Source organism: Chryseobacterium gilvum (assembly GCF_025628965.1).
Taxonomy (GTDB): Bacteria; Bacteroidota; Bacteroidia; order Flavobacteriales; family Weeksellaceae; genus Chryseobacterium; species Chryseobacterium gilvum.
Window position 1 is genome coordinate 755,473 of sequence record NZ_JAOTEN010000001.1, and the last position, 16,644, is coordinate 772,116.

The window sequence follows — 16,644 nt, forward strand, 5'->3', positions numbered from 1 at the left end:
AGTAAAATACTAATAATATATATAGTCATAAATTCTTCTAAAACTCACGATCATCAACCAGTTTTTTGATCATTCCGTTAAATATATAGCCGTGAAAAGGGAGAACGGAATACCAGTAGAGTCTTCCTAAAATCCCTACGGGTCTGAAAGTAGCTTCCTGGATAAGCTTTCCGTTTTCAATTTTAAAATCGAGCCACGCTTCTCCGGGAACCTTCATTTCAGCAAAAAGAAGCAGTCTTTTATCTTCTCTGCTTGCATACAGAACCCTCCAGAAATCAACACTGTCTCCTGCGTTCAGCGATTGTGAATTTTTACGGCCCCTTTTTAATCCCACACCACCAAAAAGTTTATCGATGCTTCCTCTGAGGATCCACAAATAATTGGCATAATACCACCCATTTTTTCCGCCAATTCCGAATATTTTATCCAGTGTTTTTTTCTCATCTTTAATGTCACGTACTTTTTTATCTTTAAAGACTCCCATTGTGGGAACTTCCAAAAAATTCCATACATTTTTGGTATATCTATAATTACCAAAAGAGTCATACCATGTTGAAAGTACGTCATTTTGCTCTATTTTATCAAAACTCAGTTTAAGGCTCTCCCTGTAATTTAGCAAGTGCACATTAAGTTTTTCTGCGAGATGGCTATCTTCTGCCACGACATTAATTTTCATGCTGTCAACTAGGTTTTTGGCCAAAACATAGGACGTTGAAGTGATAAAATACAGCCAGTACGAAGAAAGTTTCGGGCTTAAAAAAGGAACCGAGAATATTGTTCTTTTTAATTTTCTTTCTTCAGCAAAAATTAGCAGCATTTCCTTATAAGTAAGCACATCGGGACCAGCAATATCAAAATGTTTATCATATGTAAAAGCTTTTCCCATCACACCCATCAGAAGTTCGATTACATTTCTGATGGCGATTGGCTGGCAAAGTGTTTTAAGCCATTTTGGAGCCACCATTACCGGAAGCTTTTCCACAAGATCCCGAATGATTTCAAATGAGGCGGAACCGGAACCAATAATAATTCCGGCACGCAAGACTGTGAGAGAATAAAGGTCAGATTTCAATTCTTCCTCTACATCTTTTCTGGATTGAAGGTGTTTTGAAAGTTGATCTTCGTTAACAATACCAGTGAGATAGATAACCTGTTTGCAGTGTGTTTTCTCGATAGTACGGGCAAAATTATCGGCAGATATTTTTTCAGCTTTACTGAAATCCGCATTGGAAGACATTGAATGAATCAAATAAAAAGCGATATTGATGTCCTTATCAACAGGGGTAAGCGTCGCAGAATCACTATAATCGTGTTCTATGACGCTGAGCTTGTTTTCATAATTCCGGTATAAAGTAGTATTAAACCTTTTCTTATCCCTCACAGAACATATAACTTCATAACCTTCACTGAGAAGTTGAATCAAAAGCCTTTTGCCGATATAACCTGTCGCACCGGTTAAAAATATTTTCATAAATGTTGTGGATTAGAATTTGGGGAGAATATGTTTACCCTGATAAAATTTAATACTATTATGACTAAACAAAATCTTGATATTGTAGTTACAAAACTGATACCATATCATCATCGATACCCATTTCATAATTAATCATTTTTAATATAGATCATTTACAATTTTACTTTTCGCTAATCTAGAATACTTAATTTTCAATACTACCATATTTTATTTATTCTCTATTTATCAGCGTTATAAATCATTTATATAATATAATTTTTAAAAATATTATATTATTTTTACTTATAATTTAATTTTTGGTACGTTACTTGTTAGTAAGACTGCATCTACAGGAATGTTTTGTTAAGAGCATTTCGATATTCTTTGTTTTAAATTCATCATAAAAAACAAAGCATATTACAAATCAATAATTATAACTATTAATAAATAAAAAGTATGAAACTAAGTTTAGCAATTTTATCATTAGCGCTATCCGTACCGGCTTCGTTAATGGCACAAGACAGCCTTAAGGTAACAAGTGGAGAATATCCAAATACATTTTCATCAGGATCTGCCAATGTATCGCCATTTACACAACAATCTAAAAGATTCAACGACTGGGCGGTTTCATTCGGAGCCGGTGTCCCTTTGGTACAGTCCGCAGATTTAACGTCTATTAAAAATGGAAATGGAAATGGTAAGGATCTAGTAGGATACTCTGCTTATGTAAGTATTGATAAAGCGATTACCCATGCTTTCGGAATCAATCTTCAGTATGACAGAGGGGAAACAAGACAGGGATGGTTTAATACCAAAGATTCTGCACCTACTAATGCTTCTGTAAATCAGCAGGTAGGAGCCAGAACGCAATACGATGCGATTTCCATTTTAGGGGACATCAATTTCTCAAACTTATTGAGAAGAGTAGACAATAAATCTCCTTTCAGATGGGCATTACACGGATATGCAGGGATTGGTACGATTGCTTACAAAGCTTATCAGAAGGATGAATTTGGACAACGGCTCATGACTGAAATCAAACCATTTAAATTAAATTCATTTTTTGGACAGGCAGGAGCAGGTTTGAAATATAAAATCAACAGAAGATTAGATATCGAAGGTAGAGTAATGTATATTGTAACTACTGACGATCAGTTTGATGGTGGCGGAGCTCAATACAGCGATATCAACAAGAGAGAAGACCAGGTTTCTGACAACTTCTTCAACGCTACTCTAGGATTATCATTAAAACTAGGAAAACACGAATCTCACCTGATGTGGCATGACCCATTGCAGGAAATCTATTACAAAATGGATGTTTTGGCATCTAAAAATGAAGATATCACTGTATGTAAAAGTGGTGATGCAGATAATGACGGAGTTTGTGACGATTGGGACAGACAACTTGATACTCCTGCAGGAGCGAGAGTTGACGGAGCAGGAGTTGCTCTGGATGTAGATTTAGACGGTGTTATCGATCTTTACGACAAATGTGTAACGGTTCCGGGACCTGTAGAAAACAACGGATGCCCTACAACGACAGCTGCAGTAACTTCTTCTGGTACTGTAACTTCTACCGATACTCAATTGGACGGAATTGAATTTGATCTGAATTCTGACAGGATTTTACCTTCAAACACACCTATTCTGAACAATGCGGTAAATTACATCAATTCTTCTAACGGATCTTATAAAGTAATTGGAGCTACCGATACGAGAGCCACAGATGAGTATAACCAAAAGTTATCTGAAAAAAGAGCAAGTTCGGTAAAAAATTATTTAATTAAGAACGGAGTAGATTCTTCAAAACTTTCAGCAGAAGGAAGAGGTGAGAAAGACCTTAAATATCCTGAATGTGAGCCGGCTACAAAATGTCCTGAATGGAAAAACAGAGCCAACAGAAGAGTATTCTTTGAAGCAAAATAATTCTTAACTGATTATTGAATCATTAAAAAAAAGGAAAACTATTATAGTTTTCCTTTTTTTTTTGAAATAAATTTTTAGAAATTTATACTTTACTTAGCTTCTAATTCTACGGTATAAGACTTTGGAGAATATTTTGTTAAAGATCCTGTTGCGGCATCAATTCCTATTCCGATTACCCCTCCAAGAAGAATATTAAGTAAAGAAACAGCATTAAAGTTTTTTACCAGTTTCACTTCTTCACTTTTATAACCTTCTTTCTCAAAAGTGATCATCTGCTTGCTTAAGGATCTTTGAATGTCTGCAGTACAGGGAGTCGTGCATTTTTCTATACCTTTATGCATTACTTTTGCACCTTCAGGCTGAGAATTAAAAGAAATGGAGTCCTTCGTTCCTGTAAAAATCGTTGCACAAGAAGTGAAGGAAAGGGTCACACTTAATAATGCAATTGATAATTTTTTTTTCATACGTTTAAATTAGTAATTATAGAGATAATCATTATTCCTCTGAGGCGAACTTACCAAAAAAAATCCTACAGTGAAAATTTTATTCACTATAAAATGAAAAATTTAAAATTATCTGATTTAAGAATAATTTAGGTTTACTCCATTATTGGCAGCTATTGGGATATTATTTCCATAAAAAATGTATTTTTTGTATGAATATTTGATAAGGATTAATAAATTTGCATGCATAATAAATTATTTATTCTGATTGAATTAATTAGGAATAATTCATATAAAATTAAAATCACCCGCTGATTCTAATGATGGGCATAATATTTGGTTACACAAATTGTCTGAAATACTAGATTTATAAAACGTCATTATTTCGGATTATGTAGAATTATGACAATAAAAAACGTATAATTGAAAACATCACAAAATCCTAATGAAGAGATAAATAATCGGCTCGGCCATAATGTAGATATTTATCTTCAAGCGCTTAATTCGGCAAGATCAGGTATTATCATTACAGATAATACTCAACGTGATAATCCTATCATATATTGTAATAAAGCATTTGAAACCATCACCGGTTACCGTCATGATCAGATTATAGGTCATAACTGTCGTTTTTTACAGCTGCACGACAGAAATCAGCCAGAAAGAGAATTGCTGAAGGAAGGCATCAAAAATGGTAAGGAGTGCAGAGTAGAAATAAGAAACTACAAAAAAAACGGGGATCTTTTCTGGAATGAGCTTTATATTTCACCCGTAAAAGACAGTGACGGAAATATTACGCTTTTTATAGGAGTACAAAATGATATTACTGCCCGGAAAAAAGCCGAACACGAATTACGAGAAGAAAAAGCATCAGTAGAAAAAAAAATTATGGAGCGCACCAAAGAATTGCGCGAAAATCAGATTTTTCTGTCAAGTATCATACAAACCGTACGTGAAAGTTTACTTGTACTTGATGCCAATTTTACGGTTCTAAGTGCAAACAGTCATTTTCTCAATTCTTTTAAAGTGACTTCCGAAGAAACGGTGGGAACTTTACTTTTTGAATTAGGAAACCATCAGTGGGATATTGATGCTCTTAAAGAACTTCTTATTAAAATATTGCCCACCAATAACCCCGTCATAGATTTTGAGGTAGAGCATGATTTTCCGCATATCGGTAAAAAAATAATGCTGCTCAACGCTTATCGTATTGAGTTTGAAGGTCAGTTTAAAGACAGAATCTTACTGGCCATTGAAGATATTACTGAAAAAAGAGAAATAGACCGCCGGAAAGATGATTTTCTTTCCATAGCAAGCCATGAGCTAAAAACACCGCTTACGACGATAAAAGGTCTTGTGCAGCTTCTGCAGAGAATGCCTCCCGAACAATCGAGTGAAAAATATCTGGCTACTTTAGATAAGGTCGGCGTTTATGTAGACCGCCTAAATAATCTTATTACAGAGCTTCTGGATACCTCAAAAATACAATCAGGAAATATAGAATTGCATAATGAGCCTTTCAATATTGATAAAGTAATAAAAGATGTTGTAGAAAATTTAACTATTACAACACCGGATTATAGAATTAACATTTCCGGAGAGTCTCAAGCTGTAGTCTTAGGTGATGAACTTCAGATTTCTCAGGTTGTTACAAACTTGATATCAAATGCTATAAAATATTCTCCTGGTTCTGCCAATATAGATATTTATATCAGCAGAGTAGGAACTTATGTGAAAATTTCAGTAACAGATTACGGAATGGGAATCAGTTCTCAGGATCAGGCAAGAATATTTGACCGCTTTTTCCGTGCAAGAAATATACAGCAGAAATTTCCAGGTCTCGGAATCGGTTTGTATATAAGTCATGAAATCGTTGCAAGTCACAGCGGGACACTCTGGGTAGAAAGTGAAATTGATAAAGGATCGACCTTTAGTTTTACTTTACCTATAATGAAAGATGATAAAAATGGAGAATAAAAAAATAATGGTCTGTGATGATGACCAGGGTATTCTTGATGTGCTTCAGATGCTATTAGAGTCAGAAGGATATACAGTGATTACAGAAATCAACAGTACCAATCTTATTAAAGAAATTATCAATAATCCGCCTGATCTTATCCTATTGGATTTATGGATGCCCATTATGTCGGGTGATCAGGTTTTAAAGGCAATAAGAATAAACGAAAGAATAAGCCATCTTCCGGTAATCGTTTTATCGGCAAGTGTAGATGGAGACCACATTGCCATTACTGCAGGAGCAGATGGTTTTGTGCCAAAACCTTTTGATCTGGATGAGCTTCTGATAAAAATAGATAATTTATTGCTTCCGGAGAAAGTAAATTAACAGCATTATCCGAAAATATCACTGATTTTATATATATCTGAAGTTCTATATTCAGTATATAAATGTGCGTGAAATTCATTAAGCTTTTTTAGTATGCTAAGAAGGTCACTCTTCTCTTTTTCTGTCAGTTTACCTGAGAGAATTTTAGAGGTCATATTCACATTCTGTACAGATTCCCGGAACATTTTTTCCCCTTTTTGGGTAAGATTCAGTCTTTTGCTCCGCTTGTCATCTACATCATTCTTTTCTACCAGTAGTTCAGCTTCCAGCAATCTTTTGATAATTTGTGTCCCGGTTTGCTTTTCATGGCCGTTTTTCTCAATCAATTGAATTTTTGTAAGATGAGGCTCATCTTTAAGGCGATACAGATAGGTAAATTCTTCATTGGCAAGATCAGGAAATTGGCCAAGGCCTTTTCTGATCAAAAGCTTCGAAAATCTTCCTAATAAAAGTATCTGTTTGCAGATTTCATTTTCGGTAAACGAGACTTCCAGATTTTCATTTTTAAAGAGTTTAGTCGGGCTTTCTTCTACATACTTTCTGTCATTCAGCCACATACGGAAGTCATCTACTTTACAGTTGGGCTTGTAAGCATCAGAATTTTCAAAAGCTTTCACCTGCAGAAGCAGGTCGATGATAAAGTCAGTTTGCATGGTGTAATTTTGGGTAAAGATATACTTTTAGTTTTTATAAGTCAAAGCTTTATATTTCCCATTCCTCCATCAATTCCTATAATTTGTCCAGTAATCCATGATGACCCATCTGATAAAAGAAACGCAGCCATTCCCGCCATCTCTTCTGCACTGCCGATTCTCTGCAAAGGATGCCTTTTTCCGGAAGCTTCACGCTTTTCCGGAGTAGATAGCAATTGATTGGCAAGATGGGTATCGGTTAAAGAGGGGGCAATGGCATTCACTCTTATTTTTTGAACAGACAGTTCTGCTGCAAGACTTTTTGTTAATCCTTCCACTGCGCTTTTACTTGCCGATACAGATGCGTGGAAGGGCATCCCCAGTTTTGCTGCTACTGAACTGAACAAAACGACAGATGCGCTTTCCGATTTTTTCAGATTTGGAAGAAGCTTCTGAATGCATTTTACAGCTCCCAATACATTAATTTCAAAATCATTTTTAAAATCATCAGAACTTAGCCTGCTGAAAGGCTTCAGATTAATGCTTCCGGGAGCATAAATCAGTCCGTCGATCACATCTGGGAAAGTAATTTCATCTAAATTTTTACTTAAAATATCGGCTTTATGAAATTCGATATCCAAAATATCTGTTTCAGGATGATGGCTTCTGGAAATTCCGATAACGTGATGATTCTCTGACAATATTTTCGCTGCAGCCAAACCAATACCTTGTCCGCAACCGATGATAACGATATTTTTCATAGATGTTTTGTTTAATGGAAGATCATTTATCTTTTTGAAATTTTATTAAGGCTTATCGTTTTCTGTCTTGTACATTTAAACCTGTCGATCTCAGGATTTCTTTTTTTGAGATGTTTCTGGCTAACCCCGGAATTGACCCTTTTTCTCCAAAGCCGGAATGTTGAAGATTTAAGTTCTGCACGCATAATTTCAATGACTTCAGATTCCTTAATGCCAAACTGAAATTCAATAGCTTCGAAAGGAGTACGGTCTTCCCAAGCCATTTCTATAATCCGGTCTGTTTGTGCGAGATCAAATTTTTTAGACATGATTTTATTGGTTAGGCATTGTACTAATGTTTATCAGATGATTCCGTTTTCTTATTTCTACGGCACTTTTCACTGCAGTATCTTACTTCGTTCCAGTTTTTTCTCCATTTTTTTCGCCAGTTGAAGGGAAGTTTACAGACTTCACAGATTTTTGAAGGCAATTCTGAAGGCATTTACAGGATAAAGTTTTTATAATTATTAATAATGGTGTCTTTAGACTTTAAATCATGCATCATATTGTACAGACCAAAAAAAGTGCGGTTCAGGTATATAAAATGTTTAGAACCGCGGTTTGCGTTCATTCCTTTCATATCACTCAGTTTTGCATATCGTTGCCCGAGATCTGCGATTTCCTGAAAAAATCCTTCGTCCGAAAAATCAAATTTTTCACTGTTGAAAGGCCTTGTAAATAATTCCAGCAACTCATAAAAAAGCTGGGTAAAAAATGCACTCTCTTTAGGAGAATCATCATCACGAAGAATTTCCAGCTGATAGAGCTTTTCTTTGAAAATTTCAGGATTATTTAGGTTTTCTTTTTTTGCCAGCTCAAAATAAGGGATATAAAAATCGGCAGGAATTTCTTTAATACATCCAAAATCGATAGCAAGTAAATTGAGATTTTCTGATACTAAGAAATTTCCCGGATGCGGATCTGCATGTACCTGTTTCAGGATATGCATCTGGTACATATAAAAGTCCCAAAGCGTTTGTCCTATTTTGTTGAGCTGTTCCTGAGAATTTTTTTGCTGAATAAATTCCGAGAAATGTTTTCCGGACATCCAATCCATCGTGATAATCTTTTCACAGGAAAATTCAGGATAATATTCCGGGAAAAGAATATTGGGAAGATGTTTGCATTCTTTTGAAAAATGCTGGCTTCTCTGCAGTTCCAGATTATAATCTGTTTCTTCAAATAGTTTGTTTTCAACTTCCTGAAAATACGATTCTGAGCCTTCTTTTCTGATATTAAACATCTTCATGGCAATGGGTTTTACCAGTTTCAAATCACTGGAAATGCTTTCTCTTACACCGGGATACTGAATTTTTACCGCAAGGTTTTTTCCCTCTTTTTTGGCTTTATGAACCTGCCCGATGCTCGCTGCATTTACAGATTCTGCTGAAAATGCGTCAAAAATTTCTTCAGGATTTTTTCCAAAATATTTTCTGAATGTTTTTTTCACCAATGCTCCTGATAGAGGAGGTACAGAAAACTGCGACAGTGAAAATTTCTCGACATACGCCTGCGGAAGAATATTTTTTTCCATGCTCAGCATTTGCGCCACTTTAAGGGCAGAACCTTTCAGCTCCTTAAGGGAATCATAAATGTCGGCTGCGTTATCTTCATTCAAAGTTTTTCTTGCATCATCTTCATTTTTATCTTTTGTAATTTTGTTACCGTAATATTTGATGTAATTGACACCTACTTTTGCTCCCGCTTTCAGAAGGCTTCCTGTTCTTTCCAACTTTCCTGTCGGTATCTTATCTAATGTTTTCATTTAGCTTTTTCTGAATTTTTCTTTCCATAAAAATTTTCCGAGATCTGCCATTTTTCTCAAAGGCTCATTATCCATCAGCTCAAAACCGGTATCGAGTGTTTTTTCAATAAAGATATCTGTTTTTTCAAAAGAAGGTGAAGTATCTTTCTTCCAAAACTCTATGGAGGAAACCAGATGTGCCCAAAAAATTTCTTCCCTTGATTTTTCGTGAAAATTTCTTATATCGGTTTTAGCTTTATTAATAATTTCCCAATCCTTAAAATCTAGCGTTCTGATATAATTTTTATACGTTTCTTTAAGCGGTGCCGAAATTTTTGCAGAATGTATTTTATCATTTCCCAATATCATTAGGACCAACGATCTGTTCATGGTAAGATTTTCAAAAAATATAAAATAAACATTCAGAAGTTTCTCTTTGGGCGTTATATCTTCGGTATTGTTGATTTCAGCAGCGAGCTCGACAGATTTTCTGAAAAGGCTGTCAAGCATCTGTTTTTCTATCTGTTCAAAACTTGAGAAATAATGATAAAAATCTCTTTCTTCAAACTCATTATCTTTTGTAAAACGATAGACATTTTTTGGTCTCTCCCCATGATTCAGAATGTAGTCACCATACAGTTCAAATATCTTTTCTTCTGTGATGAAGTTTTCTTTTTCCATTATTACGATTTATTTGCATGTAAAATTAGTAATTAAATTTACCAATTAATAATTATAAATACATTATTTTTTTATAGCTCTGATTTATAATATGAATAATCTGATATCCTAATTACAAGTATCATTTAATGATTTTGGACTAAATTTATTGATATGGCTCTAGATGAGAATTTGAAGAGGGGACGAATATATGTAAATCCTATTAAAGCAAAATAGCCTTCATGAAGAGAAGGCTATAAAACACAAAATGATGAAAAATCGTATTAAACGATTCACAAAAATATTACATTATGCAGAGACATTTTATGCTCATAATCATATTGCAAAAAAGTATATTTTACTGCATTTATTCATAAAAAATATTTTTTCCTGATTCTTACAGAATTCTTTAAAAATGAGCAATGATGATGGATGACGGCTTTTTTCTATGATTCAAATCATACTAAAACCGTTGGTGATTCTGTAAATTTGGATTTTATAATTCACAGCTATTATGGCCCACAATTTTCATATTGCTTTTTTCAGAAAACTTATCAAGACAAACTGCTTTTTATTTTATGGTTATTAATGAAGATTTACTGTTACAATATGGAGCGGACGAAATTGATTATTATGCAGATGAATTTTTATTTGAAGAAAACAGCCCCCCCAAAAACTATTTTCAGATTAAAAAAGGCAGGGTAAAACTTAACAATTATCATGAAGATGGTAAAGAATTTATTCACAGCCTTCCTTCTGCAGGACACTGCATAGGCGAAACCTTTCTTTTTTCAGAAAAATATTATCCGCTAAATGCGGTCACAATGGAAGATTGCAGGATTTTAAAGCTGGATAAAAATAAATTTTATGAGATGATAGATCATCATCCGAAATTACTGTATGATTTGTATTCCTTTACAGCAGACCGGATGTACTATCGGTATAAAATGCTCAACAGCCTGTCTGAAGCCAATCCTGTCAGTAAACTGAGAGGCCTTATGGATTGCCTGAAACAGTACTATGATACTGAACAACCCTATTCTTACCAGATTCCTTTTACACGGCAACAGATGGCATCGCTCACAGGGTTAAGAATAGAAACCGTTATCCGTGCTGTTAAAAAAATGGAAAAAGAAAACATTGTTAAAATACAAAATCGGAAGATCTTTTATTAAGAAATCGTTTGCGTGATATAAAAATTAATCAGTATGCTACTTACTTAATATGATTATACGCATATGATCTTTATGTTTTTTAAAATAAATTAGGGAAGCATTATCAATGCTTATTTAAATCAAACTGAATATGGAGTTTCAAGAAAATGTGCTGAAGTTTATAAGCGAATCATTAATCAATGCGGGTGAAACCGTGTCTATGGCAGAAAGTGTAACATCAGGTTTCCTGCAGTTTTCTTTTTCACAGATGAAAGATGCTTCTCAATTTTTCAAAGGCGGAATTACTGTCTATACACTGGATGAGAAAGTAAATCTTTTACGTATCGATCAGGAAAAAGCGGAACGATGCAATTGCGTCTCAATGGAAATTGCAGAAGATCTTGCTCTGAATATAGCCCGATTATTTAAAACCGACTGGTCAATAGGAGTTACAGGATATGCAACGCCAGTTGAAGAATCTGATTATCAGATTTTTGCCTACTTCGCTTTCAGTTACAAAAATGAAATCATCTTTTCAAAAAAAATGTCTCTGCATCCCAGGACGAAAGCTGTTAATGCACAAATGTATTACAGTGAGTTTATCTTAGGATGTTATCAGGGAGAAATAGACCGGTTGTTATCTTCGGAATAAATTTTGAAGAATTTCCGGTACATTTTTTCACCAATCTAATCAAAAATTTATGAATGTATTATTACAAGGAAAATCTGTCCTCATCACAGGCGCAAACAGCGGTATAGGAAAAGCGGTAGCTTTACTTTTTGCAAAAGAGGGTGCAGACATTGCTATTGTTTATCATAATGACGATGATGATGCAAGAAAAGTACAGAAAGAAATTGTAGCAATGGGAAGGAAGGCGATAATTTTTTCCGGAAATCTTGCCGACAGTGAATTTTGTGAGCATACCGTTTTAAATGTTGTAAAAGAATTTGGTACGATAGATATATTGATCAATAATGCCGGTACTCAATTTCCATGTGATAATATAGAAAATATGGAAGAAGATAACATCAGGCTTACTTTTGATTCTAATATCATAGGAATGATTTTACTTACCAAAGCCGTATTTCCTTATCTAAAAAAAGGGAGCTCTATTATTAATACTACTTCTGCAGTAGCATATCAAGGGCATGAAGAACTTATTGATTATGCGGCGACCAAAGGCGCTATCGTTTCTTTTACCCGGTCTCTCGCACTGCAGTCAAAGCCAAAAGGAATTCGAGTAAATGCTGTTGCACCGGGACCTGTAGCCACTCCGCTTACAGAGAAAACTTTTGGGGAAGAAGAAGAAGATCTCAGCAAACCACCTTTTGAAAGAAATGCTTCCACAGAGGAAATTGCTACCAGTTTTTTGTTTCTTGCAAGTGATGCTGCTGCGCAGATGACGGGTCAGGTATTGCATCCAAATGGGGGAATTATTGTTAATGGATAGATTTTTATTTATTTTAAAAGGTTTATTAAGTGATACATTTCTTAAAAACAAAGGCAAATGGATCCTACTATTAAGTCATAATTCATTAATTATTTTTTAATTAATCTAAAAATCATCAGTCGATTATAGTTTTTCTCACTTTTTTTTATCAATATTGTAATTATAAATCATTATGATTTAATATAATCTAAAATTATACATGTCAAAAAAGAGTTTTTTTTACCGAAACAGTCTCAGCATTGTTGTATTGCTTTTAATGGCTGCCTGTCTTACAGGTCAATTTTTCACAGGAATGAGTACCGAAAATAAAGAACTGGCAGAAGAAGGGCAGACCGCATTAACGGTGGGTGAATATTTTCACAGCGGTCATTTTATTCAGGCCACATTTGAAAACTGGGAAAGTGAATTTCTGCAGATGATGCTGTACATTATTCTCACCGTTAAACTCAGACAAAAAGGCTCCAGCGAATCAAAATCTTTGGACGGTGAAGAAGAGGTAGATAAAGATCCTGTTCCTCACAAAAATGCGCCATGGCCGGTTCGGAAAGGGGGAATATGGCTTAAGATCTATCAGCATTCTCTTTCATTGGCTTTTGGAATTCTTTTTCTGATCAGTTTCATACTGCATTTTTATGGCAGCCTTAAAGAATATAACACCGAACAGATGGCGAAGAAACTTTCTGTTTCTACAGCTCAGGAATATTTTACAAATTCAAGATTCTGGTTTGAATCTCTTCAGAACTGGCAAAGTGAATTTCTTGCTGTTGCATCAATTGTATTATTATCAATCTGGCTCCGCGAAAAAGGTTCACCGGAATCTAAACCTGTAGATATGCCTCATAACGAAACCCCATAATAAAACTATACCAAAATTCTGAAACATTCAGAGAGCCGCAAAGGCAAAATCATCACACCAAGAATCACAACAATTACTATGAAAGCGAAAGAAATTTCCGGAGTTCCCAGGCAGAAGAGGGGAGGCTTCCATGATACCGAAAGTATACTGCAACTGCAGTCACCTCAGGAAACAGATGAAAAATTTAAAATTGTAAAAAGAAGATTATTAGCTGTCAATCAGTGGCAATATTATGCCGGTGATGGCTCAGCCGAGTTTAAGCTGTGCAATCAAAACGCTGAAATTATTGAATCATCTCCAAAAATCGGGAATTATATTAGAATTAATCTTTCACCTTCATATGCCGAAAAGGAAGATGAATACCATTGGGTAATAATAACGGATGTAATAGAAGTTAATACTGAAAAATATCAAAAAGTTCTGATTGAATGCAGACCATCCAAACATCCGCAAAATGCAAGAAATGCTGAGATTGAGCACTTTTTCTCTGCTCTGGCTTCTACAACATTTATCATTGATAAAGAAAAAAATACAATAAGGACATCAGTACATGGCAGGAACGAAACACCCAATTTTAATACTTCTTTTGCTAAAAAGGTAAAACAAATTTTAATTGGTTCACGTGCAATCCTAAAAATGTCAAAAAATCAATGGCAGTTGCTATGTGACGGATTACTAAAATATGATTAAATGTTGAGATTATTTAATTATAAAGTACTCATAATCAATAAAATAAAAAAAGCCTTCAATTAAGAAGGCTAAAAACACAAATGATGAAAAAAAATTATTACCGTTTGAACGATAATGTTCTGCAAAAGTAAGTAAAATTATTTGATTTCAAAAGTTCTTTTTAAAAAAATATAATATTTATGTAAATTATTTTCTGTTTTTAGAGTGACAGTATTGTATGGTCTTTTTTATTGATATATAATTTCTCATTTATATCAATTAATGTTTGCAGACTTTCCATATGAATTTCCCGTTCAAGAGTCTGTAAATCAAAGATATCCCATAAACCGCTGTGATGCCATTGTTCAGGAAAATCCCAATCTGGCCGGTCAATAATAGGATAAATGCAGCAACCCCATACTGGCAAACCGTTTTTTAAAATCTCTGCACATTCGTTTCCTATCATTTCAAGCCATTTTGATCGGTCTTCACCGGGATGGCTCGTTTCTGAAATAACGATAGGCCTTCCATATCTTAGAAATACTTCCTCAATCAACGAGTGTAAAGGCCGCCATAAAAGGTGCGGCGGTTCTTCACGCCACGGAATATGCTCATGGGAAGGATATATCCACTGATTGCTGTAATAAAAATTAACTCCCACCATATCCAGATATTCTTCCTTTCCACGTAATTCGGGACACATTCTTCCACTTAGAATATCTGCAACCTGAAATTGTTCATGATGTTTCGCAAGGGCATCGAGTTTTGTAAGATCATCAGAATAAAAATTCGAAGTGATGTTAATCAGAGGTTCTGTCACCATAATTCTTACCGTAGGATCAAGTTCCTTCATCATTTCTACTCCTTCGATATAGGCTTTCATCATGCAGTATTTTACTTCCCATCCCTGATTTACACAATACGGAACCGTTCCCCGTGCATCGCCTCCAAGCCAAGATAAAAAACTTACTTCATTAATCGGAGTGATAATAAGATCTCCGTTCGGAATTAATGATCTGTACAGTTTGACAAAAGCGGCACAAAGATGCGCAAATCTGCGCGGGAACATAGGATGCAAAGGCGTAAGGTCATCCGGAAAGCCAAAGTGGCAAATATCCCAGATAATATGAATCCCTGTTTTCTGAGCGGCAAGAATCATCTCTTCAACATGCTTCCAATTATATTGATAAGGTACTTTTTCCACAAAACTCCACCGTATTCCTTCACGCACCGTTTTAATCTGGATATCGGCGAGCATTTCATAATCGCCTTCAAGCATTCTGTCATGTCCGGTTAAGGCTATAAGATCAATGCGTTCCCCAAAAGCATTCTGATGATCTGCACATTCAAAACCACCCATCAGAAAAGAGCTGAAAGGATTGCTGTTTAACGGATGATAATCATTACTGTACATCGCTCATTGCCTGCATTGTGATTTTTTTAAATAAAGTAAGCGACTGTGCCACAACCTGATCCATATTATAATATTTATAGGTTCCGAGTCTTCCGGTAAAATAAACATTGGGAGTTTGATCTGCTAATTTTTTATACAGATTGTAGATTTCCTGATTTTCTCTTCGGGGAATAGGATAGTATGGATCTCCTTCTGCGGTGGGATATTCGTAAACGATCGTTGTTTTCTGATGGGCCTGTCCTGTAAGGTATTTAAATTCTGTAATTCGGGTATACAGGTTTGAAGTAGGATAATTAATAGTTCCTGTGCATTGATATACTTCTTGATTTAAAGTTTCAAATTTAAAATTGATCGAACGGTACGGCAATTTTCCAAAACAAAAATCAAAATAGGAATCGATTGGCCCGGTGTAAATCAGATTCTGATGCGGAATAATTTCTATGATATCTCTGTAATCGGTATTCAGCATAATACTGATGTTTTTGTGCGAAAGCATCTTTCTGAACATTTCGGTGTAGCCATGCTTTGGCATCGCCTGAAAAGTATCGGTAAAATAACGGTCATCAGTATTCGTTCTGGTTGGTACCCGAGAAGTCACTGATGCATCAAGCTCAGAAGGGTCAAGATCCCATTGCTTTTTAGTATATCCGCGGAAAAATTTTTCATACAACTCTTTTCCGACCGTATTCAGCACTACATCTTCAGAAGTAAGCACAGGATTTCTCACTTCAGCTTTAGAGGCAAGAAAATCTTTCACCTCATCGGAAGTTAAATTTTTCCCGTAGAGTTTATTAATGGTGGTCAGATTAATAGGAATCGGAACCAGCTGTCCGTCTGCACTTCCTAAAACCCTGTGTTCATAGGGGCGCCAATCGGTAAATCTGCTGAGATATTTAAAAACCTCTTCAGAATTGGTGTGAAAAATATGCGGCCCGTATTTATGAACCAAAATACCGTCTTCATTATAATAGTCATAAGCATTTCCTGCAATATGATCTCTTTTATCTACGATAAGAATTTTTTTTCCTGCGCTGGCAAGTCTTTCCGCCAATACAGATCCTGCGAAACCGCAGCCAACAATTAAAAAGTCATACATAG

General features: G+C 35.1%; 18 protein-coding genes. 8 read left to right on the plus strand and 10 right to left on the minus strand.

The annotated features are described in order from the left end of the window. Positions 1 to 37: 37 nt before the first annotated feature. Complete coding sequence (locus N0B16_RS03435; RefSeq protein WP_262989325.1) at positions 38 to 1,471, minus strand: SDR family oxidoreductase; 1,434 nt, start codon at positions 1,469 to 1,471, stop codon at positions 38 to 40. Between the two features lie 438 nt (positions 1,472 to 1,909). Here N0B16_RS03435 and N0B16_RS03440 point away from each other — a divergent pair, with 438 nt between their 5' ends. Beyond that, positions 1,910 to 3,379: an OmpA family protein gene (locus N0B16_RS03440; protein WP_262989326.1), complete on the plus strand. Its 1,470-nt coding sequence runs from the start codon at positions 1,910 to 1,912 to the stop codon at positions 3,377 to 3,379. An 89-nt stretch (positions 3,380 to 3,468) separates the two neighbouring features. Here the strand turns inward: N0B16_RS03440 and N0B16_RS03445 are convergent, their stop codons facing one another. Beyond that, positions 3,469 to 3,843 (minus strand): PEGA domain-containing protein, encoded by a 375-nt coding sequence (locus N0B16_RS03445; protein ID WP_262989327.1) that lies wholly within the window; start codon positions 3,841 to 3,843, stop codon positions 3,469 to 3,471. A 402-nt stretch (positions 3,844 to 4,245) separates the two neighbouring features. Between N0B16_RS03445 and N0B16_RS03450 the strand changes: the two genes are divergently transcribed. Continuing rightward, complete coding sequence (locus N0B16_RS03450) at positions 4,246 to 5,799, plus strand: PAS domain-containing sensor histidine kinase (protein ID WP_262989328.1); 1,554 nt, start codon at positions 4,246 to 4,248, stop codon at positions 5,797 to 5,799. Further along, the gene (locus tag N0B16_RS03455) at positions 5,789 to 6,166 is read left to right on the plus strand and encodes a response regulator (protein ID WP_262989329.1); all 378 of its coding nucleotides are present in this window, start codon (positions 5,789 to 5,791) and stop codon (positions 6,164 to 6,166) included. Before N0B16_RS03450 ends, N0B16_RS03455 begins: the two co-directional genes overlap by 11 nt. A gap of 5 nt (positions 6,167 to 6,171) precedes the next feature. Here the strand turns inward: N0B16_RS03455 and N0B16_RS03460 are convergent, their stop codons facing one another. From N0B16_RS03460 to N0B16_RS03485, 6 genes are read right to left on the minus strand one after another with little or no spacing between them, the layout of a single operon-like run. After that, positions 6,172 to 6,819, minus strand: coding sequence for a MarR family winged helix-turn-helix transcriptional regulator (locus N0B16_RS03460; protein WP_262989330.1), 648 nt, complete (start codon positions 6,817 to 6,819; stop codon positions 6,172 to 6,174). Positions 6,820 to 6,860: 41 nt separating this feature from the next. Further along, positions 6,861 to 7,559 (minus strand): SDR family NAD(P)-dependent oxidoreductase, encoded by a 699-nt coding sequence (locus tag N0B16_RS03465; RefSeq protein ID WP_262989331.1) that lies wholly within the window; start codon positions 7,557 to 7,559, stop codon positions 6,861 to 6,863. Between the two features lie 26 nt (positions 7,560 to 7,585). After that, complete coding sequence (locus N0B16_RS03470; RefSeq protein WP_262989332.1) at positions 7,586 to 7,867, minus strand: TIGR03643 family protein; 282 nt, start codon at positions 7,865 to 7,867, stop codon at positions 7,586 to 7,588. Positions 7,868 to 7,890: 23 nt separating this feature from the next. Next, positions 7,891 to 8,040, minus strand: coding sequence for a DUF2256 domain-containing protein (locus tag N0B16_RS03475; protein ID WP_262989333.1), 150 nt, complete (start codon positions 8,038 to 8,040; stop codon positions 7,891 to 7,893). Next, on the minus strand, positions 8,041 to 9,363 hold the full coding sequence (locus N0B16_RS03480) for an ABC1 kinase family protein (RefSeq protein WP_262989334.1): 1,323 nt from the start codon (positions 9,361 to 9,363) through the stop codon (positions 8,041 to 8,043). Beyond that, positions 9,364 to 10,023 (minus strand): TetR family transcriptional regulator C-terminal domain-containing protein, encoded by a 660-nt coding sequence (locus N0B16_RS03485; protein WP_262989335.1) that lies wholly within the window; start codon positions 10,021 to 10,023, stop codon positions 9,364 to 9,366. A 512-nt stretch (positions 10,024 to 10,535) separates the two neighbouring features. Between N0B16_RS03485 and N0B16_RS03490 the strand changes: the two genes are divergently transcribed. The 5 genes from N0B16_RS03490 (at position 10,536) to N0B16_RS03510 (ending at position 14,153) form a co-directional block, all read left to right on the plus strand. After that, positions 10,536 to 11,177 (plus strand): Crp/Fnr family transcriptional regulator, encoded by a 642-nt coding sequence (locus N0B16_RS03490; protein WP_262989336.1) that lies wholly within the window; start codon positions 10,536 to 10,538, stop codon positions 11,175 to 11,177. A gap of 130 nt (positions 11,178 to 11,307) precedes the next feature. Then, positions 11,308 to 11,808 (plus strand): CinA family protein, encoded by a 501-nt coding sequence (locus tag N0B16_RS03495; protein ID WP_262989337.1) that lies wholly within the window; start codon positions 11,308 to 11,310, stop codon positions 11,806 to 11,808. 49 nt (positions 11,809 to 11,857) lie between these two features. Next, entirely contained in the window at positions 11,858 to 12,607 is a 750-nt protein-coding gene (locus N0B16_RS03500; RefSeq protein WP_262989338.1) for an SDR family oxidoreductase, read from the plus strand. Positions 12,608 to 12,806: 199 nt separating this feature from the next. After that, a complete protein-coding gene (locus N0B16_RS03505) occupies positions 12,807 to 13,463 on the plus strand; it encodes a DUF6766 family protein (protein WP_262989339.1) in 657 nt (218 codons plus the stop codon). A 78-nt stretch (positions 13,464 to 13,541) separates the two neighbouring features. Then, positions 13,542 to 14,153, plus strand: a complete 612-nt coding sequence (locus N0B16_RS03510) for a hypothetical protein (protein ID WP_262989340.1) — start codon at positions 13,542 to 13,544, stop codon at positions 14,151 to 14,153. Between the two features lie 199 nt (positions 14,154 to 14,352). On the opposite strand, the gene N0B16_RS03515 is transcribed toward N0B16_RS03510, so the two are convergent. Together N0B16_RS03515 and glf are read right to left on the minus strand one after the other, a co-directional pair. Beyond that, complete coding sequence (locus N0B16_RS03515; protein WP_262989341.1) at positions 14,353 to 15,546, minus strand: hypothetical protein; 1,194 nt, start codon at positions 15,544 to 15,546, stop codon at positions 14,353 to 14,355. After that, entirely contained in the window at positions 15,536 to 16,642 is a 1,107-nt protein-coding gene (gene glf, locus N0B16_RS03520; RefSeq protein WP_262989342.1) for a UDP-galactopyranose mutase, read from the minus strand. The genes N0B16_RS03515 and glf overlap by 11 nt, the downstream gene beginning before the upstream one ends. Positions 16,643 to 16,644 lie beyond the last annotated feature (2 nt).

What these genes read in the sequence shown, in the direction of transcription:
- N0B16_RS03480 (WP_262989334.1), bottom strand. Translation starts at nt 9,363, where the DNA reads ATGAAAACATTAGATAAGATACCGACAGGAAAGTTGGAAAGAACAGGA.
- N0B16_RS03510 (WP_262989340.1), top strand. Translation starts at nt 13,542, where the DNA reads ATGAAAGCGAAAGAAATTTCCGGAGTTCCCAGGCAGAAGAGGGGAGGC.
- N0B16_RS03445 (WP_262989327.1), bottom strand. Translation starts at nt 3,843, where the DNA reads ATGAAAAAAAAATTATCAATTGCATTATTAAGTGTGACCCTTTCCTTC.
- N0B16_RS03500 (WP_262989338.1), top strand. Translation starts at nt 11,858, where the DNA reads ATGAATGTATTATTACAAGGAAAATCTGTCCTCATCACAGGCGCAAAC.
- N0B16_RS03465 (WP_262989331.1), bottom strand. Translation starts at nt 7,559, where the DNA reads ATGAAAAATATCGTTATCATCGGTTGCGGACAAGGTATTGGTTTGGCT.
- glf (WP_262989342.1), bottom strand. Translation starts at nt 16,642, where the DNA reads ATGTATGACTTTTTAATTGTTGGCTGCGGTTTCGCAGGATCTGTATTG.
- N0B16_RS03460 (WP_262989330.1), bottom strand. Translation starts at nt 6,819, where the DNA reads ATGCAAACTGACTTTATCATCGACCTGCTTCTGCAGGTGAAAGCTTTT.
- N0B16_RS03435 (WP_262989325.1), bottom strand. Translation starts at nt 1,471, where the DNA reads ATGAAAATATTTTTAACCGGTGCGACAGGTTATATCGGCAAAAGGCTT.
- N0B16_RS03515 (WP_262989341.1), bottom strand. Translation starts at nt 15,546, where the DNA reads ATGTACAGTAATGATTATCATCCGTTAAACAGCAATCCTTTCAGCTCT.
- N0B16_RS03485 (WP_262989335.1), bottom strand. Translation starts at nt 10,023, where the DNA reads ATGGAAAAAGAAAACTTCATCACAGAAGAAAAGATATTTGAACTGTAT.
- N0B16_RS03475 (WP_262989333.1), bottom strand. Translation starts at nt 8,040, where the DNA reads ATGCCTTCAGAATTGCCTTCAAAAATCTGTGAAGTCTGTAAACTTCCC.
- N0B16_RS03470 (WP_262989332.1), bottom strand. Translation starts at nt 7,867, where the DNA reads ATGTCTAAAAAATTTGATCTCGCACAAACAGACCGGATTATAGAAATG.
- N0B16_RS03440 (WP_262989326.1), top strand. Translation starts at nt 1,910, where the DNA reads ATGAAACTAAGTTTAGCAATTTTATCATTAGCGCTATCCGTACCGGCT.
- N0B16_RS03505 (WP_262989339.1), top strand. Translation starts at nt 12,807, where the DNA reads ATGTCAAAAAAGAGTTTTTTTTACCGAAACAGTCTCAGCATTGTTGTA.
- N0B16_RS03455 (WP_262989329.1), top strand. Translation starts at nt 5,789, where the DNA reads ATGGAGAATAAAAAAATAATGGTCTGTGATGATGACCAGGGTATTCTT.
- N0B16_RS03495 (WP_262989337.1), top strand. Translation starts at nt 11,308, where the DNA reads ATGGAGTTTCAAGAAAATGTGCTGAAGTTTATAAGCGAATCATTAATC.